The sequence below is a fragment of the Streptomyces turgidiscabies Car8 genome (assembly GCF_000331005.1).
Classification (GTDB): Bacteria; Actinomycetota; Actinomycetes; order Streptomycetales; family Streptomycetaceae; genus Streptomyces; species Streptomyces turgidiscabies.
This window is the reverse complement of the sequence record NZ_AEJB01000316.1, coordinates 1-26,362: the sequence shown is the minus strand read 5'-3', so window position 1 is coordinate 26,362 and position 26,362 is coordinate 1. Positions and strand designations below refer to the sequence as shown.

General features: G+C 70.1%; 22 protein-coding genes. 9 read left to right on the top strand and 13 right to left on the bottom strand.

All coding sequences use genetic code 11. From position 1 onward, the window contains the following. A partial coding sequence (locus tag STRTUCAR8_RS48775; RefSeq protein WP_006377880.1) for a hypothetical protein occupies positions 1–640 on the bottom strand: 640 nt, incomplete at its 3' end. Positions 641–948: 308 nt separating this feature from the next. Between STRTUCAR8_RS48775 and recQ the strand changes: the two genes are divergently transcribed. After that, complete coding sequence (gene recQ / locus STRTUCAR8_RS21035) at positions 949–3,006, top strand: DNA helicase RecQ (protein WP_044472582.1); 2,058 nt, start codon at positions 949–951, stop codon at positions 3,004–3,006. Positions 3,007–3,230: 224 nt separating this feature from the next. On the opposite strand, the gene fahA is transcribed toward recQ, so the two are convergent. After that, positions 3,231–4,445 carry a fumarylacetoacetase gene (gene fahA / locus STRTUCAR8_RS21030; protein ID WP_006377879.1) on the bottom strand — a complete coding sequence of 405 codons (1,215 nt, stop codon included), beginning with the start codon at positions 4,443–4,445 and terminating at the stop codon, positions 3,231–3,233. Between the two features lie 224 nt (positions 4,446–4,669). Here fahA and STRTUCAR8_RS21025 point away from each other — a divergent pair, with 224 nt between their 5' ends. The 3 genes from STRTUCAR8_RS21025 to STRTUCAR8_RS21015 all read left to right on the top strand — a co-directional run bounded on the left by STRTUCAR8_RS21025 (position 4,670) and on the right by STRTUCAR8_RS21015 (position 8,513). After that, entirely contained in the window at positions 4,670–5,908 is a 1,239-nt protein-coding gene (locus tag STRTUCAR8_RS21025) for a carboxylate--amine ligase (protein ID WP_006377895.1), read from the top strand. 119 nt (positions 5,909–6,027) lie between these two features. Further along, complete coding sequence (locus STRTUCAR8_RS21020; RefSeq protein WP_006377890.1) at positions 6,028–7,419, top strand: NAD(P)-binding domain-containing protein; 1,392 nt, start codon at positions 6,028–6,030, stop codon at positions 7,417–7,419. Between the two features lie 272 nt (positions 7,420–7,691). Next, entirely contained in the window at positions 7,692–8,513 is an 822-nt protein-coding gene (locus STRTUCAR8_RS21015) for a Cof-type HAD-IIB family hydrolase (RefSeq protein WP_044472581.1), read from the top strand. 122 nt (positions 8,514–8,635) lie between these two features. Here STRTUCAR8_RS21015 and STRTUCAR8_RS21010 read toward each other — a convergent pair whose 3' ends face one another. Continuing rightward, complete coding sequence (locus STRTUCAR8_RS21010) at positions 8,636–9,133, bottom strand: transglycosylase SLT domain-containing protein (protein WP_006377884.1); 498 nt, start codon at positions 9,131–9,133, stop codon at positions 8,636–8,638. Between the two features lie 821 nt (positions 9,134–9,954). Here STRTUCAR8_RS21010 and STRTUCAR8_RS21005 point away from each other — a divergent pair. The 4 genes from STRTUCAR8_RS21005 (at position 9,955) to STRTUCAR8_RS20990 (ending at position 14,528) form a co-directional block, all read left to right on the top strand. Next, positions 9,955–10,965, top strand: a complete 1,011-nt coding sequence (locus tag STRTUCAR8_RS21005) for a polyprenyl synthetase family protein (protein ID WP_006377887.1) — start codon at positions 9,955–9,957, stop codon at positions 10,963–10,965. Between the two features lie 288 nt (positions 10,966–11,253). After that, on the top strand, positions 11,254–12,588 hold the full coding sequence (locus STRTUCAR8_RS21000) for a LolA family protein (protein WP_044472579.1): 1,335 nt from the start codon (positions 11,254–11,256) through the stop codon (positions 12,586–12,588). A 46-nt stretch (positions 12,589–12,634) separates the two neighbouring features. Then, positions 12,635–13,618, top strand: a complete 984-nt coding sequence (locus STRTUCAR8_RS20995) for an ABC transporter ATP-binding protein (RefSeq protein WP_006377886.1) — start codon at positions 12,635–12,637, stop codon at positions 13,616–13,618. After that, the gene (locus STRTUCAR8_RS20990; protein WP_006377893.1) at positions 13,605–14,528 is read left to right on the top strand and encodes an ABC transporter permease; all 924 of its coding nucleotides are present in this window, start codon (positions 13,605–13,607) and stop codon (positions 14,526–14,528) included. Before STRTUCAR8_RS20995 ends, STRTUCAR8_RS20990 begins: the two co-directional genes overlap by 14 nt. On the opposite strand, the gene STRTUCAR8_RS20985 is transcribed toward STRTUCAR8_RS20990, so the two are convergent. From STRTUCAR8_RS20985 to STRTUCAR8_RS20955, 7 genes are all read right to left on the bottom strand, one after another. Further along, the gene (locus STRTUCAR8_RS20985; RefSeq protein WP_006377888.1) at positions 14,518–15,078 is read right to left on the bottom strand and encodes a flavodoxin family protein; all 561 of its coding nucleotides are present in this window, start codon (positions 15,076–15,078) and stop codon (positions 14,518–14,520) included. The two genes, STRTUCAR8_RS20990 and STRTUCAR8_RS20985, sit on opposite strands and share 11 nt — an antisense overlap. Before the next feature lie 152 nt (positions 15,079–15,230). Then, the gene (locus STRTUCAR8_RS20980; RefSeq protein WP_006377894.1) at positions 15,231–16,535 is read right to left on the bottom strand and encodes an amidase; all 1,305 of its coding nucleotides are present in this window, start codon (positions 16,533–16,535) and stop codon (positions 15,231–15,233) included. Further along, on the bottom strand, positions 16,532–17,947 hold the full coding sequence (locus tag STRTUCAR8_RS20975) for a hypothetical protein (protein ID WP_006377889.1): 1,416 nt from the start codon (positions 17,945–17,947) through the stop codon (positions 16,532–16,534). The genes STRTUCAR8_RS20980 and STRTUCAR8_RS20975 overlap by 4 nt, the downstream gene beginning before the upstream one ends. A gap of 98 nt (positions 17,948–18,045) precedes the next feature. Then, positions 18,046–19,020 carry a M28 family metallopeptidase gene (locus tag STRTUCAR8_RS20970; protein ID WP_006377892.1) on the bottom strand — a complete coding sequence of 325 codons (975 nt, stop codon included), beginning with the start codon at positions 19,018–19,020 and terminating at the stop codon, positions 18,046–18,048. Between the two features lie 180 nt (positions 19,021–19,200). Then, a complete protein-coding gene (locus STRTUCAR8_RS20965) occupies positions 19,201–19,680 on the bottom strand; it encodes a VOC family protein (protein WP_044472580.1) in 480 nt (159 codons plus the stop codon). Between the two features lie 77 nt (positions 19,681–19,757). Then, a complete protein-coding gene (rarD, locus tag STRTUCAR8_RS20960) occupies positions 19,758–20,675 on the bottom strand; it encodes an EamA family transporter RarD (RefSeq protein ID WP_407705460.1) in 918 nt (305 codons plus the stop codon). Between the two features lie 241 nt (positions 20,676–20,916). Then, positions 20,917–21,768: an NAD(P)H-binding protein gene (locus STRTUCAR8_RS20955; RefSeq protein WP_006377878.1), complete on the bottom strand. Its 852-nt coding sequence runs from the start codon at positions 21,766–21,768 to the stop codon at positions 20,917–20,919. A 150-nt stretch (positions 21,769–21,918) separates the two neighbouring features. Here STRTUCAR8_RS20955 and STRTUCAR8_RS20950 point away from each other — a divergent pair, with 150 nt between their 5' ends. After that, positions 21,919–22,287: a winged helix-turn-helix transcriptional regulator gene (locus tag STRTUCAR8_RS20950; protein ID WP_006377881.1), complete on the top strand. Its 369-nt coding sequence runs from the start codon at positions 21,919–21,921 to the stop codon at positions 22,285–22,287. A gap of 24 nt (positions 22,288–22,311) precedes the next feature. Here STRTUCAR8_RS20950 and STRTUCAR8_RS20945 read toward each other — a convergent pair whose 3' ends face one another. The 3 genes from STRTUCAR8_RS20945 to STRTUCAR8_RS20935 all read right to left on the bottom strand — a co-directional run bounded on the left by STRTUCAR8_RS20945 (position 22,312) and on the right by STRTUCAR8_RS20935 (position 26,187). After that, the gene (locus STRTUCAR8_RS20945; RefSeq protein WP_006377897.1) at positions 22,312–23,397 is read right to left on the bottom strand and encodes a 2-oxoacid:ferredoxin oxidoreductase subunit beta; all 1,086 of its coding nucleotides are present in this window, start codon (positions 23,395–23,397) and stop codon (positions 22,312–22,314) included. Next, the gene (locus STRTUCAR8_RS20940) at positions 23,390–25,342 is read right to left on the bottom strand and encodes a 2-oxoacid:acceptor oxidoreductase subunit alpha (protein ID WP_006377883.1); all 1,953 of its coding nucleotides are present in this window, start codon (positions 25,340–25,342) and stop codon (positions 23,390–23,392) included. The genes STRTUCAR8_RS20945 and STRTUCAR8_RS20940 overlap by 8 nt, the downstream gene beginning before the upstream one ends. Positions 25,343–25,527: 185 nt before the next feature. Beyond that, positions 25,528–26,187, bottom strand: coding sequence for a LuxR C-terminal-related transcriptional regulator (locus STRTUCAR8_RS20935; RefSeq protein ID WP_044472577.1), 660 nt, complete (start codon positions 26,185–26,187; stop codon positions 25,528–25,530). Positions 26,188–26,362: the final 175 nt, after the last annotated feature.

The window sequence follows — 26,362 nt, the reverse complement described above, 5'->3', positions numbered from 1 at the left end:
ACGGGGTCGGGCATGTCACCGTGGGGTTCCAGCGGGCGAACATGCCGCTGGGGTTCTTCTTCCAGAGCCAGACGTGCAGGTCGTAGTGGATCGGCATGCCGGGCTCGTGGCCGAGCATCGGACCGTCGAAGGGCACCCCGAACAGGCTGGGGCGATCGTCGTCGGTCGCCAGATTCTGGTCCTTGTCCACCACGATCCACTCCGCGCCGACGAGCCTGCGCGAGTCGGTGGCGGCGCTCGGGGCGGTGACAGCGGGGCCCTCCCCGTCCAGCGAGTCGAGGTCGTCGACCCAGCTCGCGTCGGAGACCTCGTCCATCCAGTCCTCGTTGGCCCTGTTCTCGTACAGCAGAGCGGCCGGTTTCGCTGGATCGAGTGAACCGTAGAGCTTCTCGTTGATGTAGTGGAAGCCCATCCCGCCGAGGGTGGGGTGGGCCGAGCAGAAGGCGGGCTTGTAGCCGTCCGTGACGGCGGTCGGGGTGTACTGGTACTTCGCCGTCGCTGCGAGCGTCTTGGCCAGCTCGGTCCAGACCGTGGGGTCGACGGGGTCGCTCGGCGCCGAGTGCGCGGGGGCGACGGCCAGGGAGAGGGACGCGGCGGCCGTGGCGAGGGCGACAGTGAGCTTGAGCCGGCGGCGGGGCATGTGGGGACTCCTTGAGCGGGAGAGGCACCTGGAAAGCGCCGGTCCGAGAGGCGCGCGGGGCGCCGGTCCGTTGTGCGGGCCTCCCCTCGTCCCGCCCGAGCAGCGTGTCCCGGGCCGTTCGGGGGCGCCACGCGAAGGGGCCCATTGGGCTGAACACCCCGGCTCGGCCCAGGGGCCCGGCGACACGGACGAGGTGGGGCGGGCGCGGCCTGTGGATAACTCCGGGGCTGTCGGTGCGGGCCCCTATGGTGGACGCAGTGGTCGAGGCGCGACGTACGGGGGACACGACGATGAGCGCGATGAGCGTGATGGGCGGGTCGGGTGTGATGACGGAAGCGGACGAGGGGCTGGGAACAGTCGCGGTGTCGGCCGCGGCGGAGGACAGCGAGGCGCTGGCCACGCTGCACCGGGTCTTCGGGTACGACTCCTTCCGCGGTGAGCAGGCGGCCGTCATCGAGCATGTGGTGGCCGGCGGCGACGCGGTCGTCCTCATGCCGACCGGCGGCGGCAAGTCGCTGTGCTATCAGATTCCGTCCCTGGTCAGACCGGGTACGGGGATCGTCGTCTCGCCGCTGATCGCGCTGATGCAGGACCAGGTGGACGCACTGCGGGCACTCGGCGTGCGGGCCGGGTTCATGAACTCCACGCAGGATTTCGACGAGCGGCGGGTGGTCGAGGCCGAGTTCCTCGCCGGCGAGCTGGACCTCCTGTACCTGGCTCCGGAGCGGCTGCGTCTGCAGTCGACCCTCGATCTGCTCTCCCGGGGAAAGATCGCTGTTTTCGCCATCGACGAGGCGCACTGCGTCTCGCAGTGGGGGCACGACTTCCGGCCCGACTACCTGGCGCTGTCGCTGCTGGGCGAGCGTTGGCCGGACGTCCCGCGGATCGCTCTCACGGCGACGGCCACGCACGCGACGCACCAGGAGATCACCGAGCGCCTGGGCATGCCGGACGCCCGTCACTTCGTGGCGAGCTTCGACCGGCCCAACATCCAGTACCGGATCGTGCCCAAGGCGGACCCCAAGAAGCAGCTGCTGTCCTTCCTGAAGGAGGAGCACGCGGGCGACGCCGGCATCGTCTACTGCCTCTCGCGCAACTCCGTGGAACGCACGGCGGAGTTCCTGTCCGCCAACGGTGTGCAGGCGGTGCCGTACCACGCGGGACTGGACGCGGGTACGCGCGCGGCGCACCAGTCCCGCTTCCTGCGGGAGGACGGACTCGTCGTCGTCGCGACCATCGCCTTCGGGATGGGCATCGACAAACCCGACGTTCGGTTCGTCGCCCACTACGACCTGCCCAAGTCCGTCGAGGGCTACTACCAGGAGACGGGCCGCGCGGGGCGCGACGGACTGCCGTCCACGGCCTGGATGGCGTACGGGCTGAACGACGTCATACAGCAGCGGAAACTGATCCAGGGCAGTGAGGGTGACGAGGCGCACCGGCGCCGGTCCGCCGCGCACCTGGACGCGATGCTGGCACTGTGCGAGACGGTGCAGTGCCGGCGCAGTCAGCTGCTCGCCTACTTCGGCCAGGACCCGGAGCCGGGCGGCTGCGGCAACTGCGACACCTGCCTGGTGCCGCCCGACACATGGGACGGCACGGTCGCCGCGCAGAAGGTGCTGTCGACCGTGTGGCGGCTGGAGCGTGAGCGGCGGCAGAAGTTCGGCGCGGTGCAGATCGTGGACATCCTGCTGGGCCGGCGGACCGCGAAGGTGATCCAGTTCGACCACGACCAGCTCTCCGTGTTCGGCATCGGGGAGGAGCTGGCGGAAGGCGAATGGCGCGGGGTGGTACGGCAGATGCTGGCGCAGGGGCTCCTCGCGGTCGAGGGGGAGTACGGGACGCTCGTGCTGACCGAGGAGAGCGGATCGGTGCTGCGGCGCGAGCGGGACGTGCCGATGCGGAAGGAACCGAAGAAGGCGGCGACCTCGCGGTCGGCCGGCGGCGGCCGGGGTGAGCGGAAGGCGAAGGCAGCCGTGGCCGAGTTGCCCACGGAACTGCAGCCGGCGTTCGAGGCCCTCCGGGCCTGGCGGGGTGAACAGGCCCGTGAGCAGGGGGTTCCGGCATACGTCATCTTTCACGACGCCACGCTCAGGGAGATCGTCAGCGTCTGGCCCCAGTCGGTCGCTGAGCTGGGCGGAATCAGCGGGGTGGGCGAGAAGAAGCTCGTCACGTACGGCGAAGGCGTGCTGAAGGCGCTCGCGGCGCTGGGCGGGGCGCCGGAGACCGGGGCCGGGGCGGGGGTGGCACCCAGCTCCGCGGTCGGTGACGGCGAGGGCGTGAGATCGGGGCCGGGACCGGACCGGACGGGCCCGGACGACTGGCCCGAGATGGAGATGGAGCCCGAGCCGGAGGACTGGATGTAGGGGGTCGAGCCCCGGATCCCTGGAAGCCCGAGCCCCGGGGGCCTGCGGGCTGGATGCCTCGATGCAAGGGAGGCGACCGGGCGGGCTTCCGAGCCGGGACCGGCATCAGCCCGCGTTGGTTGTCGCCCCTTCGGGCGCCGACGCCTGGCGGGGCTGGAGACGTCGGTTCCTCCGGGTCCGCGTCGGACACAGCGCGCCCCGCTCGCTGTTCCCCGGCGTTCGGCTCAGCTCGGCGGAGTGATCCTGCCCGTCACCTCGCCCAGGCCTACGCGGGTGCCGTTCGGGCCCGGAGCCCAGGCGGTGAGGGTGACCTCGTCGCCGTCCTCCAGGAAGGTGCGCTTGCCGGTGGGGAGGTCCAGGGGCCGGGTGCCGTTCCAGGTGAGTTCGAGGAGGGAGCCGCGTTCCCGTTCGGTGGGGCCGCTGACCGTGCCCGAGCCGTAGAGGTCGCCGGTGCGCAGGGAGGCGCCGTTGACGGTCATGTGGGCGAGTTGCTGGGCGGCCGTCCAGTACATGGTGGAGAAGGGGGGCTCCGAGACGGTGTGCCCGTTCACGGCGACGGAGATACGCAGGTCGTAGCCGCCGGGCTCCTCCTCGGCGTCGTCGAGGTAGGGAAGCAGCGGGTGCGTGCGGGCGGGCGGGGCGAGTCGGGCATCCTCCAGGGCGTCCAGCGGCGTGATCCACGCCGAGACGGACGTGGCGAAGGACTTGCCGAGGAACGGGCCCAGGGGGACGTACTCCCAGGCCTGGATGTCGCGGGCGGACCAGTCGTTCAGGAGGCAGAGGCCGAAGACGTGGTCCCGGAAGGCGGACAGGGCCACGGGGTTGCCCATGGACGACGGCGTGCCCACCACGAAACCGACCTCCGCCTCGATGTCCAGGCGGACCGACGGACCGAAGATCGGAGCCGGGTCGGTGGGGGCCTTGCGCTGGCCCGAGGGGCGTACGACCTCCGTGCCGGAGACCACGACCGTGCCCGAGCGGCCGTGATAACCGATCGGCAGATGCTTCCAGTTGGGGGTCAGGGAGTCCGCGGCGTCGGGACGGAAGATCTGGCCGACGTTCCGGGCGTGGTTCTCGGAAGCGTAGAAGTCGACGTAGTCCGCGACCTCGAAGGGGAGGTGCAGCGTCACCGAGGAGAGGGAGTGCAGGAGCGGGGCGACCGTGTCCTGGTGGGACGGGACGGTGACCCAGGCGGTGAGGGCACGTCGAATGTCGGACCAGGTCGTGCGACCGGCGGCGAGAAGGGGGTTGAGAGTCGGGCGGGCCAGTACGGATGTATAGGGGGAGCCGAGTGCGGCGGCGGCCGCGCCCGCGTCCAGGACATGGTCGCCGAGCCGGACGCCGACCCGGCGTTCCGTGGAGCCGGCCGGGGAGAAGACGCCGTACGGAAGGTTGTGCGGGCCGAAGGGGTCGCCCTCGGGGACATCGAAGGGGGGCATGGGGTGCTGCCTCGCTCTCGTGTGGCCATGTGTTCGCGCCACAGGTTACGGGTGAGTCGCCGGCTCAGGGCAGTGTTCCCAGTGCCTAAAGAGTTCGTAATGTCCGGATAAGTGTTGTCCGGAGTAGGTGATTCCGGCTTAGCGTCCTTTGGGGGGACACGGACGGGGTGGGTCCGGTCCGTAGGGGGGGACACGTGGGGGGACCCGTGGCCAGGAACAGCAGTGTGCCGTTTTCGGCCGACCATGCCGTGCCGGCGCTGATCGTGAAGTTCGGTGACTATCCACTGCATCACGGAGGCGTCGGGGCCATCCGCAGTCTGGGACGGCTGGGCGTTCCGATGTACGCGATCACCGAGGACCCTTACACGCCTGCGGCCTCGTCGCGTTATCTGCGGCGCGCGTTCGTCTGGCCGACCACCGGGACCGAGGAACCGGACCGGCTGGTCGAGGGGTTGCTGCGGATCGGGAAGCGGATCGGGCGTCCCGCTGTCCTCGTTCCCACGGACGAGGAGGCGGCCGTACTGATCGCCGAGCGGCAGGAGGAACTCGGCGGCGCGTTTCTCTTCCCGCGCGTGGAGGCGGGGCTGCCGCGTCGGCTCGCCAGCAAGCAGGGGCTGCACGAGTTGTGCGTGGAGCACGGCATACCGACTCCGTCCGCCGCCTTTCCGCAGTCGTACGACGACATCGAGCGGTTCGCGCGGACGGCCAGGTTCCCGGTGGTGGCCAAGAACCGGGAAGCGTTCGTGCGGCGCGTCCGGCCCGCCGTCAACGGCACCACGCGCATCGCGAGCCGGGAGGCGCTGCTGTCCCTGGCCCGCGACTGGGGTGAGCGTCCCGGCGTGATTCTTCAGGAGTACCTGCCCCGGGAGGAGGCCGAGGACTGGATCGTCCACGCCTACTTCGACGTGGACTCGAATCCGAGGGCGCTCTTCACGGGGGTGAAGGTCCGGTCCTGGCCGCCGCACGCGGGAATGACGGCAAATGCGTACGTCGTCGACAATCCGGAACTCGCGGACCTCGCCGCACGTTTCATCAAACAGATCGGCTTCACCGGAATCATCGACCTCGACCTGCGCTTCGACCGGCGCGACGGACAGTACAAACTCCTCGACTTCAACCCACGGATGGGCGCCCAGTTCCGGCTCTTCGAGAGCGAGTCGGGAGTAGACGTCGTCCGGGCCATGCATCTCGATCTGACCGGGCGTGCCGTTCCGGAGGGGGAACAGCGCGCCGGGCACCGGTACATCGTGGAGAACATCGACCTGCCCGCCCTCCTCGCCTACCGACGCAGCGGCTACACGACGCCGCACGCGCCGGCCCGGGCGAGCGGGACGGAACTGGCCTGGCTCGCGGGTGACGACCCGCTGCCGTTCCTCACGATGCTCGCCCGGTTCGTTCGGCCGGGCGCGAAGCACCTGTACCAGCTGTGGCGGACCAGCCGTCGTGGCGGCGGCGCCGGCTGAGAGCCGGAGCTGCCGGCGCGGGTCGGAGTGTGAATGTGGTCCGGGTCCGGGTGCGGTGCGGGTGGCAGTGAGCACAGAGCAACACGAAGTGGCGAAGCAGCGTCCTGGGGAGGGACTTCGTGAATCATCCAGTAGCGATTATCGGCGCGGGACCGTTCGGCCTGTCCACTGCCGCGCATCTGCGGGCGCGTGGCATCCCGGTGAGAGTGTTCGGCGAGCCCATGGTGAGCTGGCGGGACCACATGCCCGCCGGGATGCTCCTGAAATCCACACCGGCGGCCTCCAGCATCGACGCCCCGCAGCGTGGTCACACCCTGGTGGACTACTGCGACGCGGTGGGGGCGCCCCGGCTGGTCACCGACGAGGACATCATCCCGGTGGAGACCTTCATCGCGTACGGCGAGTGGTTCCAGCAGCGGCTCGTGCCCGAGTTGGAGCGGGTGCGGGTGGTGTCCGTGGACCGGCGGCCCAAGGACACGGGCCTCGGAGGCGGTAGCAGCCACGGCAGCGGGGGCAGGAGCAGTCACGGCAGCGAAGGTGGCTTCGAACTCAAGCTGGATTCGGGCGAGTTGTTCACCGCAAGGGCGGTGGTCGTGGCGACGGGGCTGTCAGGGCTCGCGCATCTGCCCCCGGAGCTGGCGACCGCGGCACCGGACGGTCCCTCGCCCACGGGACCGGTGTCCCACAGCTCGCAGCATCACGACCTCGGCCGGTTCGCGGGCAGGGAGCTGATAGTCGTCGGGGCGGGCCAGTCCGCGCTGGAGACGGCGGCGCTGGCCGCGGAGGCGGGAGCACGGGTGCGGGTGGTGTCCCGGGGGAGCGGTCGCGTCGCCTTCGGCGCGCCCCCTTGGCAGCAGCCCAGGCTGCGGCCCGGGTCGCCGTTCGGCAACGCGTGGTCACTCTGGGCCCTCACCTACTATCCGCACCCCTACCGCTACCTCCCGGCCCGGGCCCGCCACTACCTGGTCCGCCGGGTTCTCGGACCGCTCGGTGCGTGGTGGCTGCGCGACCGGTTCGAGGGCAAGGTGCAGGTGAGCGAGGTCGCACGGATTGTGCGGGCCGGAGCCACGGGAGCCACGGCAGTTACGAGGGGTATGGAGGTCGCGGGGGCGGCTGAGACGGAAGGCGCGCAGGTCGCGCAGGGAGCCAAGGGGGCGCTGAAGGGGGACGGTTCGGGGAGCGGGGTGGGCTTCGTCGGGGGGCAGCCGGTGCTGACTGTCCAGGAACCCGGCGGACGTACTCGGGAGTTGTCGGCCGACCATGTGATAGCCGCGACGGGCTACCGCGTCGACCTCGCCGCGATGGACTTCCTCGGGCATGAGCTGCGTACGGAGCTGGCGGTGAGCCGGGGGACGCCGAGGCTCGGCGCCGGGTACGTGTCCTCCGTGCCCGGGCTGTACTTCACGGGGCTGCCGGCGGCCGCTTCGTACGGGCCGGTGATGCGGTTCGTGTGCGGTACGGAGTTCGCGTCACCGCGGCTGGCGGGGCATCTGGCGGCGGCACACGGGTAGGGCTCGGGTTCTGGTCCCGTGGGTCAATGCGGGGCGTGCTCGATCTTGTGAACCGGCGGCTCGCTGTACCGCGTCGTCGTGTCCCCCCGTCCTCCTGCGCCAGTGCCTGCGGCAGCGCCCGTGCCAGTGCCCGCAGCGGCGTCTGTGCCCGTGGGGCGGGAGTGGCTGTGGCAGGAACTGGCGTGGGCGATGGGGGTGTTGCGGGCGGGAGGCCGAACGTCGTCCGGTTCGGACGGAGACCGATGGGCCGAACGATCCGTATTCTCTGGATCATGGCCGCTCCCACCGCATACGCGCTTATCGCCACCGACCTGGACGGAACGCTTCTGCGTGCCGACGACACGCTCTCCGACCGGTCGCGGGCCGCGCTGGCGCTCGCCACGGCCGCCGGCGCCCGGCATCTGGTCGTGACGGGACGGCCGGCGCCGAGAGTCCGGCCGCTGCTCGACGACCTCGGTGCCGGGGGGCTCGCGGTGTGCGGGCAGGGGGCGCAGGTGTACGACGCCGGCGCGGACCGTCTGCTGTGGTCGGTGACGCTGGACCAGGAGCTGGCGGAGACCGCGCTCGGCAAGATCGAGGCCGAGGTCGGGCAGGTGTACGCCGCTGTGGATCAGGACGGTGTCGACGGGCTCACGCTCATCGAGCCGGGGTATCTGATGCCGCACCCCACGCTGCCCGCCGTACGGGTGCCGCACCGGGACGACCTGTGGGCCGAACCCATCAGCAAGGTGTTGCTGCGCCACCCGTCCCTGTCCGACGACGAGTTGGCGTCGGCGGCGCGCGGAGCGGTCGGTTCCCTGGCGACGGTCACCATGTCGGGGCCGGGCACCGTCGAACTCCAGCCATGCGGCATCACCAAGGCGACGGGGCTCGCGCTGGCCGCCGAGTATCTGGGGCTGACCTCGGCCGCCACCATCGCCTTCGGTGACATGCCCAACGACATCCCGATGTTCGACTGGGCGGCCCACGGAGTCGCCATGGCCAACGCCCATCCCGAGCTCAAGGCCGTGGCGGACGAGGTCACCCTCTCGAACGAGGACGACGGCATCGCGGTGGTGCTGGAGCGGTTGTTCGGGGGTGGGCCGGTCCGGTAGTCCCGGGGTCGGCCCGGCCACCAGCGCTCCGGCCCACTCTCCCTCCGGGCCGCCCAGGCCCGGATCTACCGGACCTGGGGCTACCGGACCCGGGCCTGAGCGGCTACTGGCCCCGGGGTGGACTAGTAGGCGCCGAACACGTTGTCGATCGATCCGTAGCGTGCCGCCGCGTAGTTGCAAGCGGCGGTGATGTTGGCGATCGGGTCGTAGGGGTCGAACGAGGTGCCGGCGACGTGGTAGGCGGCGAAGGTCGGGTCGATGACCTGGAGGAGGCCCTTGGAGGGGGTGCCGGCTGCCGCGTTCGAGTCCCAGTTGTTGATGGCGTACGGGTTGCCCGACGACTCGCGGATGACGTTGCGGTAGATGCCGTCGTACGTTCCGGGGATGCCGTGCTGCGCCATGATGTCGAGCGATTCGCGGATCCAGCCGTCCAGGTTGTTCGCGTAGTACGTCGTCGTGGACGACGTGGCCGACGGGGCGGCCGATGCAGCTGTCGCGGTCACGAAGGGGAGGGCCAGGGCTACGGCGGCCGTCCCGCTGATGGCGATCGTGCGAGTGAGCGTGAGCCTGAAGGGGCGGCGGGCTGTTCTCGCGCGCTGGTGCTGACCTCGTGCGGGCATGGTGAGTCCTCTCCGGCGCCTGCGAGGTGAGCTGTCGGGTTCGGGCGGGAGATGCCCGGCCGGGCGCGCGGTCGGCGCACGACTTCACCCCTAGCCGCTCCGGCGTGAACGCCCGGACCGGCGGCTTACCTGGGTCCCCCGCTCCTGCCTGCGTGAGTCATGTGGGTGGGTGGGGTTGCTGCTCTGCGGGCGGTGGCAGGATTCGGCGGTCCGCCCGGTGTGGCGCGAAACGTATGCGAGAGCACATGCATCGAACAAGGGGCAGAAATGCAGGACTTACCCATTTGGGATGCCCATTACGGATAAAAGGGGCAAGTAGGGAATGGCTCACGGAAGGCAACTTGCCTTTTGTGAATGGGGAGTTTGCGAAGTCGGGGTGGAGAGGGTCGCTCGTGGGCGTGACTCGAATCACGGAGCGGGGGTAGTCGTGATGAGAGCGGGATGGGCATGGTTTTTGGGGGATTTGATGCTTCTTGAATGCTCATGTCCGTTGCGTGGTGGTGCGACATGTTGCGAGGCGTTTTGGGAGGCGGAACCTCTGGCGCGGCACGTGACGTTGTTGTGGTGACGGTCGCGGTGAACGGTGGGGATGAGGTGACGTATGCGCGTGGGTGCTCGCCTGCGGGGCGCGGGATGTTTATAAATGTCCATGCTTTGGACTGATCAAAAACATTCTGGTCGTGATCCGATAGCGCCTGGCCTGGACGGGCGGGCGCTAGCGGTGATCGAAACGTGACCGGATACGCTGACTTGAGTGATGGCAGCGATCTATCGACACACCGTGTGACCGCCAGTAGACACCAGCAGACAGGAGATCCCTCGTGACCGTCGTCGGGCCGTTCGGGCTGAGCGTGCGGGACCAGGCTCTCGAAGCCGATGTCCAGGCCGGATTGGCGGCTGTCGAGGAAGGGTTGCTCGAAGCCACCAAGAGCGAGGTCCCCTTCATCACGGAGGCCGCGCAGCATCTCGTACGGGCGGGCGGGAAGCGGTTCCGGCCACTGCTCGTGATGCTCGCGGCACAGTTCGGGGACCGGCACGCGCCGGGCATCGTGCCGTCCGCGGTGGTGGTGGAGCTGACCCACCTCGCGACGCTGTATCACGACGACGTCATGGACGAGGCCGAGGTGCGCCGCGGTGTGCCCAGCGCCAACACACGCTGGGGTAACTCCGTCGCGGTCCTCACCGGGGACTTCCTGTTCGCGCGTGCCTCGCACATCCTCGCCGACCTCGGGCCCGAGGCGGTCCGGGTGCAGGCGGAGGCGTTCGAGCGGCTGGTGACCGGGCAGATCCTGGAGACGGCGGGGCCGTCGGACGGCCGGGACCCCGTCGAGCACTATCTGGACGTGCTGGGCGGGAAGACCGGGTCGCTGGTGGCGGTGGCCTGCAGGTTCGGGGCGATGATGTCCGGGGCCGACGACGGTGTCGTGGACGTGCTCACCCAGTACGGGGAGCGGCTCGGGGTCGCCTTCCAGCTCGCGGACGACGTGCTGGACATCGCGTCCGACTCCCACGAGTCGGGCAAGACGCCCGGGACGGATCTGCGGGAGGGCATTCCCACGATGCCCGTGCTGCGGTTGCGGGAGCGGGTGGCCCGGCTGGGGCTGGCCGAGGACATCGCGCTGTGCGAGTTGCTGGACTCCGACCTGAGTGACGACGCCCGGCACGCGGAGGCGCTGGCCCGGCTGCGGGCGCATCCGGCGCTGGAGCAGGCCCGGCGGGACACCGTGCGGTACGCGGAGGACGCGCGTGCCGCGCTGGCGCCGCTGGTGGAGTGCGACGCGAAGGCCGCGCTGGTGGAGATGTGCGACGCGGTGGTGCACCGGGCCGGCTGAGGCGCTCGCCTCCGCCACGCTCACCCGTCCCGTCCCGTCCCGTCCCGTCCCGCCGCCGCCGCCGGGGGCGGGGGCGGGGCACCGGCCCCCTAGGGGTCGGGGGAAGCTGCGCCTCCTCATGTCATCCCGTAGCAGTACACGGAGTTGAGCCCAAGGTCTGACGATTCCTCCTCGTCGATTTGGTGAGATGGAAACCAACCACTCCTCACCGGTTCGGGTGAGAATGGCGGCTCAGGGTGGACAAGTGTGGGACGGACAGCCGCCGCCGACGACGGAGGTAAGGCACACATGGCACCGTACGAAGAGGCCAAGGCCGGGAACCGGATCGAGGCCGAGATCGAGGCCGAGGACGTACCGTCCCGGCGCCGCAAGGCCGCGCGGTACGCCGCTCCGGCCGCGGTGATCGGTCTGACGGTCGCGACGATCGGGCTGGTACCGGCGTTCGCCGGCTCCGGTGACCCCGATCTGCCGAAGATCAGCGCGCAGCAGCTCATCGAGAAGATCGCCGCGTCGGACGTACAGCAGTTGTCCGGCACGGTGAAGATCAGTACGGATCTGGGCCTGCCCGACCTGGGTGGCCTGGAGAGCGGGCTTCTGTCGGGCGGTGGCCTCGGCGGGGCTTCCGACGGCTCGGGCTCGGCCGCCGATCCGAGCGGCAAGCTCCTCGCACTGGCGTCCGGCACGCACACGATCCGCGTCGCCGCGGACGGCCCCGACAAGCAGAAGCTGTCGCTGCTGGAGAAGGCCGCCGAGTACAGCGTGATCCACAACGGCGACGAGGTGTGGGCGTACGACAGCGCGTCGAACGAGGCGTACCACACGACGGCCCCCGCGTCCGAGAGCGGCAAGGACAAGGGCGGCAGCAAGGGCAAGGACCAGCTCCTGCCCGGCGGCGACACGGGTGCCACGCCCGGGGACCTCGCTCAGGAGGCACTGAAGGCGGTCGACAGCACGACCTCCGTGACCGTCGACGGCACCGCCCAGGTCGCCGGCCGGGACGCCTACAAGCTGGTCATCAAGCCGAAGGCGTCCGGGTCCACGGTCGGGGCGATCAGCATCGCCGTCGACTCGAAGACCGGGACCCCGCTGAAGTTCACGCTCACCCCGGCGAGCGGCGGTGCCGCCGTCGTGGACGCCGGTTTCGTCGACGTCGACTTCGCCAAGCCCGCCGCCTCGACCTTCGACTTCACCCCGCCCAAGGGCACGAAGGTCACCGAGGAGGGCGCGGGCAAGGCCGAGGAGGCACCCGGCAAGGAGCGCAACAAGGACTTCGGCAAGGAGTTCGGCAAGGAGTTCGACGGCGACCGTAAGGGACCTGAGGGTCTTGGGTCGGCGGACGGGCTCGAAGGCGACGGCGGCAAGGTCATCGGCGAGGGCTGGAACTCCATCCTCACGTTCGGCTCGGGGGCCGAGGGCGGTATGCCGTCGGGCGGCGACTCGTCCGACGCCGGTGCTTTCGGCGGTTTCCTCGACTCCTTCGGCGACAAGGTCACCGGCGACTTCGGTTCGGGCACGGTCTACAAGACCCGCCTGATCAACGCCCTGATGACGGACGACGGCAAGCTCTACGTCGGCGCCGTCACGAAGGACGCCCTGGTCAAGGCGGCGAACGCGGCCGAGTAACTCCCGTATGGGAACCGTCGTACGCGCATGACGATTGAGGGAGCCCATGGAGGAACCGTCCGCCACGGAGCCGCCGGAGGCGCCCCCGGGTGACGACGCGGCCATCGTCACCCGGGCCCTCACCAAGCGCTACCGCGGCGGACAGCTCGCCGTCGACGCTCTCGACCTCACCGTCCCGGCGGGCAGCGTCTTCGGCTTCCTCGGGCCCAACGGCTCCGGCAAGACGACGACCATCCGCATGCTGATGGGCCTGATCGAGCCGACGTCGGGCACGGCGCGGGTGCTGGGGCGGCCGATGCCCCGCGCCACCCGCGCCGTCCTGCCCCACGTCGGCGCGCTCATCGAGGGCCCCGCGCTGTACGGCTTCCTCTCCGGCCGCGACAACCTCGTCCGGTACGACGCCGCCGACCCGACCGCCGATCCGCGCACCCGGCGAGCGCGCGTGGCGACGGCGCTGGACCGGGTGGGCCTGGCGGCCGCCGCCGGCAAGAAGGCGAAGGCGTACTCGCTCGGCATGAAGCAGCGGCTCGGCCTCGCGGCGGCACTGCTCCAGCCGCGCCGACTGCTCGTCCTCGACGAGCCGACCAACGGGCTCGATCCGCAGGGGATGCGCGAAATCCGTTCCCTGATAAGGGAGCTGGCGTTGGACGGCACCACCGTCTTTCTCTCCTCTCACCTCCTCGACGAGATCGAGCAGGTCTGTACGCACGCGGCCGTGATGGCGCAGGGCCGGCTGATCACCCAGGGCGCGGTCGCCGAGCTGGCCGCCGGGGCCCGTGGCCGACTGGTCGTGACGACGCCCGATTCGGCGGAGGCGGCCCGGGTGCTCAAGGAACAGGGCGTCGGCGACGTGGTGGTGACCGACGACCGGGTGACCGGCGAGGTGCCGCACCGCGACCGTGAACTGGCCGAGCTGAACGCCGCACTGGTCGGAGCGGGCATCCGCGTCCGGGGCTTCGGTGTCGAACGGGCGTCCCTGGAAGACGCGTTCGTGGCGCTTACGGGGGAGGGTTTCGATGTCGCGGGCTGAGACGAGCGTCCCAAAGGGGCACGAGGAACGGCGCGGTGAGCGGCGCGATCAGCCACATCGGACCGTCGGCCGCCGAACAACCTTCCGAGGCTCTCTCTTCGGCAGCGAACTGCTCACCACCTTCCGCCGCTGGCGCACCCTCGCACTGCTCGCCGTACTCGCCGCCGTACCGATCCTCGTCGGCACAGCGGTCAAGATCGAGACGGGTGACGGTTCCTCGGCCGAACCCGGCGGAGGCGGACCCGCGTTCATCTCGCAGATCAGCAACAACGGTCTGTTCCTGGTGTTCACGGCACTGGCCGCGACCCTCCCCTTCTTCCTGCCGATGGCCATCGGGGTCATCGCGGGCGACGCGATCGCCGGCGAGTCGAGCGCGGGCACGCTCCGCTATCTCCTGGTCGCCCCGGCCGGCCGCACCCGCCTGCTCCTCACCAAGTACGCGACCACGCTGACGTTCTGCCTGGTGGCGACGCTGGTGGTGGCGGTCTCGGCGTTCACGGTCGGCGCGTTCCTCTTCCCGCTCGGCGATCTGATGACGATCTCCGGTACGAGGATCAGCTTCACGGAGGGACTCGGGCGGGCACTGCTGATCGCGTTGGTCGTCGCCGCGTCACTGATCGGTGTGGCGGCGCTCGGCCTGTTCATCTCCACCCTGACGACCAGCGGCATCGCGGCGATGGCGACGACCGTCGGGCTGCTCATCACCGTCCAGATCCTCGACCAGATCCCCCAACTGCACGCGCTTCAGCCGTACTTCTTCTCCCACTACTGGCTGTCCTTCGCCGACCTCATGCGCGAACCGGTCTACTGGGACGACCTGGTGAAGAACCTCGGCATCCAGGCCGTGTACGCGGCCGTGTTCGGCTCGGCCGCCTGGGCACGCTTCACGACGAAGGACGTCACGGCCTGAACCCCGGGTCGAAGAACGTCTTCGCGCGGGTGAGCGCGTCGGTGTCGTTCAGTACGTCACCGGGCTTGCTGCCGTTGCCGAGCAGCACCCCGCCGAACCGCATCCCCATGTACGCGGCCGAGTTGCCGAGAGTGCCGACCAGCGGGTCGGCGACCGTCGGATCCGGGTCCGCGAGGACGGTGACGCCCCAGAGCGTCCGCCCGGCGAGGGTGGCCCGGAAGTCCAGGTCGGGGGTGCGCAGCCAGCCGGACCAGTGGTCGAGGTAGCGCTTGACGGGGGCGGACACCGAATACCAGTACAGCGGCGAGACGATCACGATGTCCGTGGCGGAGAGCGTGGCGTCGAGCAGGCGGGCCGCGTTGTCTCCGGTGGGCCGGGCGTGATCCGCGTCGTGGCGCAGGTCCTCGAACTCGGGCAGCGGATGCTCGGCCAGACTCAGCCAGCGCTGCTCGACGTCGGTGGGCAGTTGTTCGGCTGCCCGGCGGGCGAGCGCTTCGGTGTTGCCCTCGCTACGGCTGCTGCCGAGCAGGAAGAGAAAACTGCGGTGCATGGTCGGCCTCCGGTGTGGTCGGAGTGGGGTCGGAGTGCGGGGTGATCGGGCACATGGGCGCATGGGCGCATACGGCAGAACGTGCGCGTGACGACTATGCGCGTACGCCAGTATATGCACACGCATTCAAATGCGCCCAGTGCCAGTGCCAGTTAGCGCGCCCGAGCTGCCCGTAGCCCTGCCTGTGTCTCGGCCTCCTCCATGACCCGGAGCAGCACCGCCTCCTCGCCATGCCGGGCCACCACTTGGAGCCCGACCGGGCAGCCGTCCGGTCCGAAGCCCGCGGGAATGCTCGCCGCCGGGTGCCCGCTGAGGTTGAACGCCCAGGTGAGCGCGGTCGAGTACCGGTCGCCCGGGCCCTCGTGGCCGTGCGGAGGGTTCGGGGTGGTGGGGGTCAGGAGCAGGTCGGCGCGGGTGAACAGCTCCGCCAGCCGCCGGTCGTTGACCTCCCGCACCCGGTACGCCGTCGCCGTGCCGCCGCCACCGTTGCCTGTGCCTGTGCCTGTGCCTGTGCCTGTGCCTGTGCCTGTGCCTGTGCTCGCGTCCGCCGCGCGCAGCGCCAGCCAGGCCGGTCCCGGGTCGTCGAGGTGCACGAAGACGTCGCCCGGCGGCAGCAGCCGTACGACTCCGGCACCGTCGAGCCGCAGTGCGGCCCCGTGCGCGACGAGGGCGGGCCCGGGATCGGTGCCGGCGAACCCGAGAGAGTCGGACCAGAGGGCGGTGAGGGGACGGCGCGCGTATGTCCGGTCGCCGCCGCCCGCCTCCTCCACCGCGCCGACCCCGATCCCGACCTCGGCTTCGGTCGCGACCCCGGTCACGCACCGCCAGTACGCCCCCAGGTCCTGCGCACGTCGAGCGACCGCCCCGACCGTGCTCAGCCCCGTCCGGTCGGGATGCGGCAGACGCCCGTTCGTCGACTTGAGGCCGAACACTCCGCACCAGGCGGCCGGGATACGGATGGACCCGGCCCCGTCCGCGCCGGTCGCGAGGGGGACCAGGCCCGCCGCCACCGCCGCCGCGGCCCCGGCCGACGAACCGCCGGGCACCCGGTCCGCCCGCCAGGGGTTGACCGTCCGGCCTCCGGCGCCAAGTCCCCATGTCTGCCAGGGAGTTCCGAAGCCGGGAGCGGGTACCGACGTCGCGCCCAACGGTACGCACCCGGCGGCGGCCAGCCGTACCGCGTCCACCGCCCGCTCCCCGTACCGTCCCTTGACCGCGATCGGAACGCCCGCCAGCGGCAACCGCTCACCCGCGGCGACCCGTACGTCGACCTCGTGCGCCCTCCGTACCGCCGCCTCGGCCCACACCTCCGCGAACGTGCACAACTCCGGCTCCACGGCGTCGATCCGCGCGAGCGCGGCTGTGACGACCTCGACGGCGGTCACCTCCCGCACTCGTACGGCGGCGGCGATCTCGGGGACCGTGAGATCCGCGAAGCCCCCTCCGACCGGGCTCAACCCTCCACGCGCCCCGAGACCAGCATCCCGCCGCCCTCGATCCAGGTGAGGAAGACACCGGCACCGACCGGTGTGTACGCGGGTACCTCGGTCCCGGCCGGCAGGGCCTTCGGGATGCCGGTGGAGGCCGGGATCTCGACGGCGACGCGCGGGTTCGAGCCCACGACGGTTCCGTACGCCGTGCCGTCGTCGCGTACGGAGTCGATCACCATGTCCTTGCGGCCGTCGTCCCCGCCCCCGCCCTTGGCGAGGCAGGCCACGCTGCCCTTCTGGATGTCGAAGAGCATCCAGCCGTAGGCCAGATAGCGGCCGCTCGGGGAGACGGACGACAGGACCCGGTCGCCGAGGACAGTGTCATCCGTGTCGAGCATCTGCGTGAGCGTGGGGTAGCGGCATTCGGCGCGCAGCAGGGCCTTGCCGGTCGTGGCGTCGTGAACGGTCCGTACGGCCTCCTCGTAACCGTCACCGCTGTCGCCCCCCGCGGGCATCCAGGAGGCGACGACCTTGCCGTCGACGAGCGTCTCGGCCGTGCCGTTGACCAGGTCGGTGCCGACGCCGTCGTCCCGTGTCTCGGCGGAGCCCTCGGGGGCCACGCCCTTGCTGGACCAGCCGCCGGGTACGCCGAATCCGCCGTCGGAAACATTCGTCACGGGCCCTTGGCCGCCGAACCCGACGACCGGCTCGGTCTCCTCGTCCCACGTCGACACCTTGCCGCTGGTGACGTCGACGGCCGCCGCACGGCCCTGGTTGCCCTCGGCCCAGTTGACGAGTGCCCGGCCCGCGCCTCCGTCCCGGACGAGGGCCTCGCCCTGGGCGGTGCCGTCGGTGGCCGTCACGGGAACGTCGACAGTGCGGAGCGGAGCGACCGCGTCACCGGAGGCGTCGGCCGCGTACACCGCGATCTGGACGATCTCCTTGCCGTCGTGCAGCTCGTCCTTGCCGGCGAGCCCGTGCGCCCACGCGACGAAGTACTCCCGCCCGCCGGAACTGACGGGGATCACGGAGGCGGGCGCGGTGGCGGCGGGGTCGTAGCCCGCCAGGTCGTCCAGAGTCCCCGGCGGGGCCCAGGGGGCGCTGGTCCACAGGACCTTGCCCGTCGTGGCCTTGCGGGTCTGCACGTACGTCTCCGCCTGGTCGGCGACCACGTAGGCGACGGTGCCGGAGCCGGGTGCGACGGCGACGGGCACGGTCTCCGCGCCCTTCGGCACCCAGGCCAGCTCCTGATCCCAGCCGCGGGCGCCGTCGTAGGCGGCGGGGACGGTCAACTCGGCAAGCGGGCGCACCACTTGGCCGTCCTCGTGGGAGTCCCGGGCATCGGCGCTCTTCTCCGGCGCCGACCCGCCGCAACCGGCGAGGACCAGTCCCGCCACGACGGTCACCAGCACTCTCGTACCCGCACTCGTAGCGCGCATGAAACGTTCCTTCCCCCGTACCGAACTACAGATTTTGGCACGCGTACGACGCCATCGGCAGTGCGGTACGGGGGAGTTGGGTCACGGAAACGTGTGGGTCACTCCGACAGTTCCCACACGGCGTACGCGGCGGCGTCGCTGTTGCGGTCGAGGGCGGTGTCGTTGATGTTGGCGGTCGTGTCGCAGGACGAGTGGTAGCAGCGGTCGAACCTCTGGCCCGACGTACCGCCCCACTTGGCCGCCTGCGCCGCCGTCTTGGTGTAGTCGGCGCCGCTGAACAGACCGCCGACGGGGACGCCCACGTTCTTGAAGGGCGCGTGGTCGGAGCGGCCGTCGCCCTCGGTCTCGATCTCGGTCGTGACACCGATGCCCGCGTAGTAGTCCTTGAAGGTCTGCTCGATGGTCGGGTCGTCGTCGTAGACGAAGTAGCCGGGGTTCGGTGAGCCGATCATGTCGAAGTTCAGATAGCCCTTGATGCGCGAACGGTTCGCGGAGGAGAGGTTGTTGACGTAGTACTTGGACCCGACCATGCCCAGTTCCTCCGCTCCCCACCAGCCGAATCTCAGATGCTTTGTCGGCTGGTACTGGGCCCGGGAGACGGCGAGCGCGATCTCCAGGACGGCGGCCGAACCACTGCCGTTGTCGTTGATACCGGCGCCGGCGGTCACACTGTCGAGGTGCGAGCCGGCCATGATCACCTGGTTGGTGTCGCCGCCGGGCCAGTCGGCGATCAGGTTGTAGCCGGTACGGCTGGACGCGGTGAACTGCTGGATGGTCGTGGTGAATCCGGCCGCGTCAAGTTTGGCCTTCACGTAGTCGAGCGAGGCGCGGTAACCGGTTCTGCCGTGCGCCCGGTTGCCGCCGTTGGCGGTGGCTATGGACTGCAACTGGGTCAGATGCGCCTTGACGTTGGCCAGGGGCAGGTCGGGTGCGGCGGCGAGGGTGACGGCCGGTGCGGAGTCGGGGGCCTGGGTCGCGCCGGCCACCGTGCTCGTGCTGAGGAGCGCGGTGGTGGCGAGCACGGTGACGGCGACAGCGGTGGCTGTGGCGCGTCCGGGAACCGAGAGCTTCATGTGGGGGGCTCCGAATTCCTTGGGAATCGACAGGGATTCCACAGCGAATAGGTGCCTGGATGGTGAAGCTCTGGCTAACGGTTCGTCAAGAGCGCTATCTGGACAGGGAGTTCGCATACCGGATGAACATGGACATGACCAATATGAGTCTGCCTGAAGGATGCCCGGGCCGGAGCCGGACTAGTGCACGCAGAACTCGTTCCCCTCCGGGTCCGTCATCACCGCCCACTCGCCGCCCGCCTCCCGTACCTCCCGCAGCACGCTCGCCCCCAGCGCCGTAAGCCGCTCGACCTCGGCCGCGCGCCGGTCCGGGCCCGGGTGCAGATCGAGGTGGAGCCGGTTCTTGCCCGCCTTCGGCTCCGGCACGCGCTGGAAGAGCAGACGCCGTCCGAGCCCGGTCCCGCTCTCCTCCTCGTACGGATCACCGGGATGCCGTACGGCGGCCAGGTCCCGCCAGGCGCGGCGGCCGTGCGACTCCACGGTCAGCTCGGCCGGTACGGCGCCGAGGCCCAGCAGGCGTCCGACCAGCGCGCTGTGGTCCTCGACCGTGTAGGCGAGCGCGTCCGCCCAGAAGCCGGCCTGCGCGTGCGGGTCCGCGCAGTCGATGACCAGCTTCCAGTGCACGGGGGTGGGGGCCTGCTGTGCGGGTGTCTGTGTCATGGAAACCACTTATAACGTGCCGCACTGACAGCGGCCCGCTCCACGCCCGTTCCGCGACCGCCGTACGTCCCCCGCGGTCAGCGGCGTACGTCCTCCGTGGTCTCCACCGGGGCCTCCACCAGGGGCGGTACGAGGACCGGGCCGGCCCCCGCCCTGAGTGCCCGCGCTCCCCGCCGGGCCGCCCGCAGCGCGTCCCACGTCAGCAGGACCAGGGCGAGCCACACCAGCGCGAACCCGGCCCAGCGCTCCGGAGGCATGGCCTCGTGGAAGTAGAAGACGCCCAGGAGGAACTGGAAGACGGGGGCCAGGTACTGGAGCAGGCCCAGCGTCGACAACGGCACCCGTATCGCCGCCGCGCCGAAGCAGACCAGCGGGAGGGCGGTCACGATCCCGGTCGCCGCGAGCAGGGCCGCGTGCCCGGCTCCGTGCGCGCCGAAGGTCGCCTCGCCCCGGCCGCCCAGCCACAGCAGGTACGCCAACGCGGGCAGGAACTGCACCGCGGTCTCTGCGGCCAGCGACTCCACCCCGCCGAGGTTGACCTTCTTCTTCACCAGGCCGTACGTGGCGAAGGAGAAGGCCAGGCAGAGGGAGATCCAGGGCGGCCGGCCGTAGCCGATGGTCAGGACGAGCACGGCGGCCAGACAGACGCCGACCGCCGCCCACTGCACAGGGCGCAGCCGTTCCTTCAGCAGGAACACGCCCATGGCGATGGTGACGAGCGGGTTGATGAAGTAGCCGAGCGAGGCCTCGACCACGTGCCCGGTGTTCACGGCCCAGATGTAGACGCCCCAGTTGACCGTGATGAACCCCGCGGCGACCGTGATCAGCGCCAGCCGGCGCGGCTGCCGCAGCAGCTCGCCCGCCCAGGCCCAGCGGCGCAGTACCAGCAGGACGACGCCCACGACGGCCAGGGACCACACCATCCGGTGGGCCAGGATCTCGACCGCTCCGGACGGCTTCAGCAGGGGCCAGAAGAGCGGGACGAGGCCCCACATCCCGTATGCCGCGAAACCGTTCAGCAGACCTGTGCGCTGCTCGTTCGTCGGCTTGCCGGACACCCGCGTCTCCCCTCGTACCAGCACATCAGCACATGGACGTGCGTCCACGACGGTAACGCCGAGCGCCCCCGCCTGTCATGCTCGTATCGCCATACGGTCATGACAGGCGGGGGTGGGGCGTCCTCGGGGGCGTGACGGGGGAGTGCGCGCCCCCGAGGGGTAGGGGGCGGGGTGGAGATCAGGCCTTGAGCGCGGCGGCGATCGACTCGGCGATCGGCGTGGTCGGGCGGCCGGTCAGACGGGACAGGTCGCCCGGGGTGCCGGCCAGCTGACCCTGCTCGATGGAGACGTCCACGCCCGCGAGGATCGAGGCGAAACCCTCGGGCAGGCCGACGCCGACGAGGATGCCGGTGAGGACCTCGGCGGAGACGGCGTTGTAGGCGACGTCCTTGCCGGACTGCTTGGACACCTCGGCCGCGTACTCGGCGAAGCTCCACGCGGTGTCGCCGCTCAGCTCGTACGTCGAGTTCTCGTGGCCCTCGCCGGTCAGCACCGCGACAGCGGCGGCGGCGTAGTCGGCACGCGCGGCGGAGGCGACCCGGCCCTCACCGGCGGCCTGGGTGACACCGTGCTCGAGGGCGACGGCGAGCTGCTCGGTGAAGTTCTCGTTGTACCAGCCGTTGCGCAGCAGGGAGTACGGGACGCCGGACTCGAGGATCGCCGCCTCGGTGCCCTTGTGGTCGTCGGCGAGCGCGGCCGTCAGGGTGCCCGGGGCGCTGGTGTACGCGAACAGTGCGGCGCCCGCGGCCTTGGCGGCGTCGAGGACGACCTTGTGCTGGCCGACGCGGCCCTTGTCGAACTCGTTGCCGGAGATGAGCAGCACCTTGTCGCCGGCGGCTATGACGCCGTCGTAGGTCTCCGGGTGGTTGTAGTCGGCGACCGCGATCTTCACGCCGCGGGCCGCGAAGCCGGAGGCCTTGTCCGCGTCGCGCACGACGGCGGTGATCTGGTCGGCCGGAACCTTCTCCAGCAGCTGCTCGACTACGTGACGACCGAGGTGGCCGGTGGCTCCGGTGACGACGATGCTCATTGCGTATCTCCTTGTGGGGTGCGGGCTGGCACTAACCTTAGGAGAAGCGCTAACTCTTGGAAAGTACCCACTTTAAAGTAAGGTACTTACATGGGAGTAAGCGCAGCAGTGAACAGCGGAGCCGAGACGGGGACCAAAACCGGGACCGGGATGGTGTCCGAAGCCATGTGCCCGCACCGTGTGGTCATGGAGCACGTCACCAGTCGCTGGGGGGTGCTGGTCCTCATGGAGCTGCTGGAGCGCCCGTACCGCTTCAGCGAGCTGCGCCGGGCCATCGGCAGGGTCAGCGAGAAGATGCTGACGCAGACCCTCCAGACGCTGGAGCGCGACGGCCTGGTCCACCGGGACGCGAAGCCGGTCATCCCGCCGCGCGTCGACTACTCGCTCACCGACCTCGGCCGCGAGGCCGCCGCCCAGGTCCGGGCCCTGGCCCTCTGGACGGCGGAGCGCATGCCGGACGTGGACGAGGCCCGTCGCACCTACGACGAGGCCCGGACCGAAAAGGCCCGGGCCAGGTAGTCGCACGTAACGCCGGCCGAACGCCTATCCGACGACGGTCCAGGTGTCCCCGCCGGCGAGCAGCGCGCCGAGGTCGCCCTTGCCGTTCTGGACGATCGCCGTGTCGAGCTGCTCGGCCATCTGTGTGTCGTACACGGGCCGGTCGACGGAACGGAAGACGCCGATGGGCGTGTGGTGCAGGGTGTCCGGGTCGGCGAGCCGGGACAGCGCGAACGCGGTGGTCGGGGACGCGGAGCGCGCGTCGTGCACGAGCACCTCGCCCTCGTTCTCGGCGGTGACGGCGACCACTTTCAGGTCGCCGGTCGCCCGGTCCCGTACGACACCCTTGCCGCCGTCGGCCCCGAACCGGATCGGCTGCCCGTGCTCCAGCCGGATCACCGCCTCCTCGGCCTGCTGGCGGTCCTTGAGGACCTCGAAGGCGCCGTCGTTGAAGATGTTGCAGTTCTGGTAGATCTCCACGAGCGCGGTACCGGGGTGGGCGGCGGCCTCGCGCAGCACGCTGGTGAGGTGCTTGCGGTCGGAGTCGACGGTCCGGGCGACGAAGGAGGCCTCGGCGCCGATCGCCAGTGAGACGGGGTTGAAGGGGGCGTCCAGCGACCCCATGGGCGTCGACTTGGTGATCTTGCCGACCTCGCTGGTGGGCGAGTACTGGCCCTTGGTCAGCCCGTAGATCCGGTTGTTGAAGAGCAGGATCTTGAGGTTCACGTTGCGCCGCAGGGCGTGGATCAGATGGTTGCCGCCGATGGAGAGCGCGTCGCCGTCGCCCGTGACCACCCAGACGGACAGGTCGCGGCGGCTGGAGGCGAGCCCGGTGGCGATGGCGGGGGCGCGGCCGTGGATGGAGTGCATCCCGTAGGTGTTCATGTAGTACGGGAAGCGGGAGGAGCACCCGATCCCGGACACGAAGACGATGTTCTCCTTCGCCAGCCCCAGTTCGGGCATGAAGCCCTGCACGGCGGAGAGGACCGCGTAGTCCCCGCAGCCGGGGCACCAGCGCACTTCCTGGTCGGACTTGAAGTCCTTCATGGACTGCCTGGCCTCGGCCTTGGGCACCAGAGTGAGTGCCTCGATCGAGCCGGTACCGGCGCCTTCCGTGGACGTCTCAGCCATCGATGGCCTCCTTGAGAGCCGTGGCGAGCTGTTCGGCCTTGAACGGCATACCGTTGACCTGGTTGTACGAGTGGGCGTCCACCAGGTACTTCGCCCGGATCAGCGTGGCGAGCTGGCCGAGGTTCATCTCGGGGATGACGACCTTGTCGTAACGCCGCAGCACCTCACCGAGATTCCGGGGGAACGGGTTGAGGTGGCGCAGATGGGCCTGCGCGATCGGCTCCCCGGCCGCGCGCAGCCGGCGTACCGCCGCGGTGATCGGCCCGTAGGTGGAACCCCAGCCCAGGACAAGGGTGTTCGCCGTCCCGGACGGCTCGTCGACCAGTAGATCCGGTACGTCGATGCCGTCGATCTTGGCCTGACGGGTACGGACCATCAGGTCGTGGTTGGCCGGGTCGTAGGAGATGTTGCCCGTGCCGTCCTGCTTCTCGATGCCACCGATGCGGTGTTCGAGCCCGGGGGTACCGGGGATGGCCCAGGGCCGGGCGAGGGTCTGCGGGTCCCGCTTGTAGGGCCAGAAGACCTCGGTGCCGTCGTCCAGGGTGTGGTTGAGTCCCTGGGCGAACTGCACCCGCAGATCGGGGAGTTCGTCGACCTCGGGGATACGCCAGGGCTCGGAGCCGTTGGCGAGGTACCCGTCGGAGAGCAGGAAGACCGGGGTGCGGTAGGTGAGGGCGATACGGGCGGCCTCGATGGCCGCGTCGAAGCAGTCGCCGGGGGTGCAGGGGGCCACGATCGGGACCGGGGCCTCGCCGTTGCGGCCGAACATGGCCTGCAGAAGGTCGGCCTGTTCGGTCTTGGTCGGCAGACCGGTCGAGGGCCCGCCGCGCTGGATGTCGATGACCAGCAAGGGCAGTTCCATCGACACCGCCAGCCCGATCGCCTCGGACTTCAGAGCCACGCCCGGCCCGGAGGTGGTGGTGACGGCCAGCGACCCGCCGAAGGCGGCGCCCAACGCGGCCCCGATTCCCGCGATCTCGTCCTCGGCCTGGAAGGTGCGGACACCGAAGTTCTTGTGTCTGCTCAGCTCGTGCAGGATGTCCGAGGCCGGCGTGATCGGGTACGAGCCCAGGTACAGGGGCAGATCGGCCTGTTGACCGGCCGCGATGAGTCCGTACGACAGCGCCAGGTTCCCCGAGATGTTGCGGTAGGTGCCGGTGGGGAACGCGGCCGAGGCCGGCGCGACCTCGTAACTGACCGCGAAGTCCTCGGTGGTCTCCCCGAAGTTCCAACCAGCCCTGAAAGCCGCAAGGTTGGCGGCGGCGATCTCGGGCTTCTTGGCGAACTTGGTGGCCAGGAACTTCTCGGTACCCTCGGTCGGCCGGTGGTACATCCAGCTCAACAGGCCCAGCGCGAACATGTTCTTGCTGCGCTCGGCCTCCTTGCGGGAGAGCGCGAACTCGCCCAGCGCCTCGACGGTCAGGGTGGTCAGCGGCACCGGGTGCAGGCTGTACCCGTCGAGCGAGCCGTCCTCCAGAGGCGAGCCCGCGTATCCCACCTTCTGCATGGCCCGCTTGGTGAACTCGTCCGTGTTGACGATGATCTCCGCGCCGCGCGGCACATCGGCGATGTTCGCCTTCAGAGCGGCCGGGTTCATCGCGACGAGCACGTTCGGCGCGTCCCCGGGCGTGAGGATGTCGTGGTCGGCGAAATGCAGCTGGAACGAGGAAACGCCCGGCAGGGTTCCTGCGGGCGCTCGGATCTCGGCGGGGAAGTTCGGCAGAGTGGACAGATCGTTCCCGAAGGACGCCGTCTCGGAGGTGAAGCGGTCCCCCGTGAGCTGCATACCGTCCCCGGAGTCCCCCGCGAACCGGATAATCACCCGATCGAGGCGTCGTACGTCCTTCACGCCCGCCGGATTGCGCTGCTCTCCCACGACGGCTCCGACGTCTGAGCCGGCCTTTTCCGCTGAACTGTCCGCTGGACTGCTGACCTGGCTGGTCACTGAACTGGACCTCCTTCGAGGCGGCGGCCTGGGAGCGGCCCTCCCGCGGACCTTCCCAGGATCAACAGTACGTCGGTAAGGGTGGCCTTCCCTGGCCCGATCGCATGATGGACGCCATTTTGAGACGGTTCGACGCCCGGACTTGTCACGATTTCCTGCCCCGACGCTGACAGGGTGTCAGGCGGTCAGGTGTTGAGGTAGGTCAGAACGGCCAGAACACGCCGGTGATCGCCGTCGCTGGGGGAGAGCCCCAACTTCAGGAATATGTTGCTGACGTGCTTCTCGACGGCGCCGTCACTCACGACGAGCTGCCGTGCGATGGCCGAATTGGTCCGGCCCTCCGCCATGAGCCCCAGCACCTCGCGCTCCCGCGGAGTGAGCCCGGCGAGCACGTCCTGCTTACGGCTCCGGCCCAGCAGCTGGGCCACGACCTCCGGATCGAGCGCGGTACCCCCCTGGGCCACCCGCACCACCGCGTCCACGAACTCCCGCACCTCGGCGACCCGGTCCTTCAGCAGGTATCCGACACCCCGGCTGGACCCGGCGAGCAACTCGGTCGCGTACCGCTCCTCGACGTACTGCGACAGCACGAGCACACCGAGTTCCGGATGCGACTTCCGCAGCTGTACGGCGGCCCGGACCCCTTCGTCGGTGTGGGTGGGCGGCATCCGCACATCCGCGACGACGACATCCGGAAGCTCGTCCTGCTCGGCGAGCTCGGTGATGGTCTTGACCAGCGCGGCCCCGTCACCCACACCGGCGACGACATCATGCCCACGGTCGGTCAACAACCGGGTCAGGCCCTCTCTCAGCAGCACTGAATCCTCGGCGATGACCACCCGCACTCTGTCTCCCACGATTCCCGGCTCCCCACCCCGTCCGAACACGAGGCTCCAGCATCCCAGTATTCGGACGAGGTGGGGGTTGTTGTCGAGGGATTTCCGACAGGCCGTACTCCCCAGCGCAGGCCCGCACCCCCAGCCCGTCCGGCGATTGAGGACAAGGCCCCTTCAGGGCCGG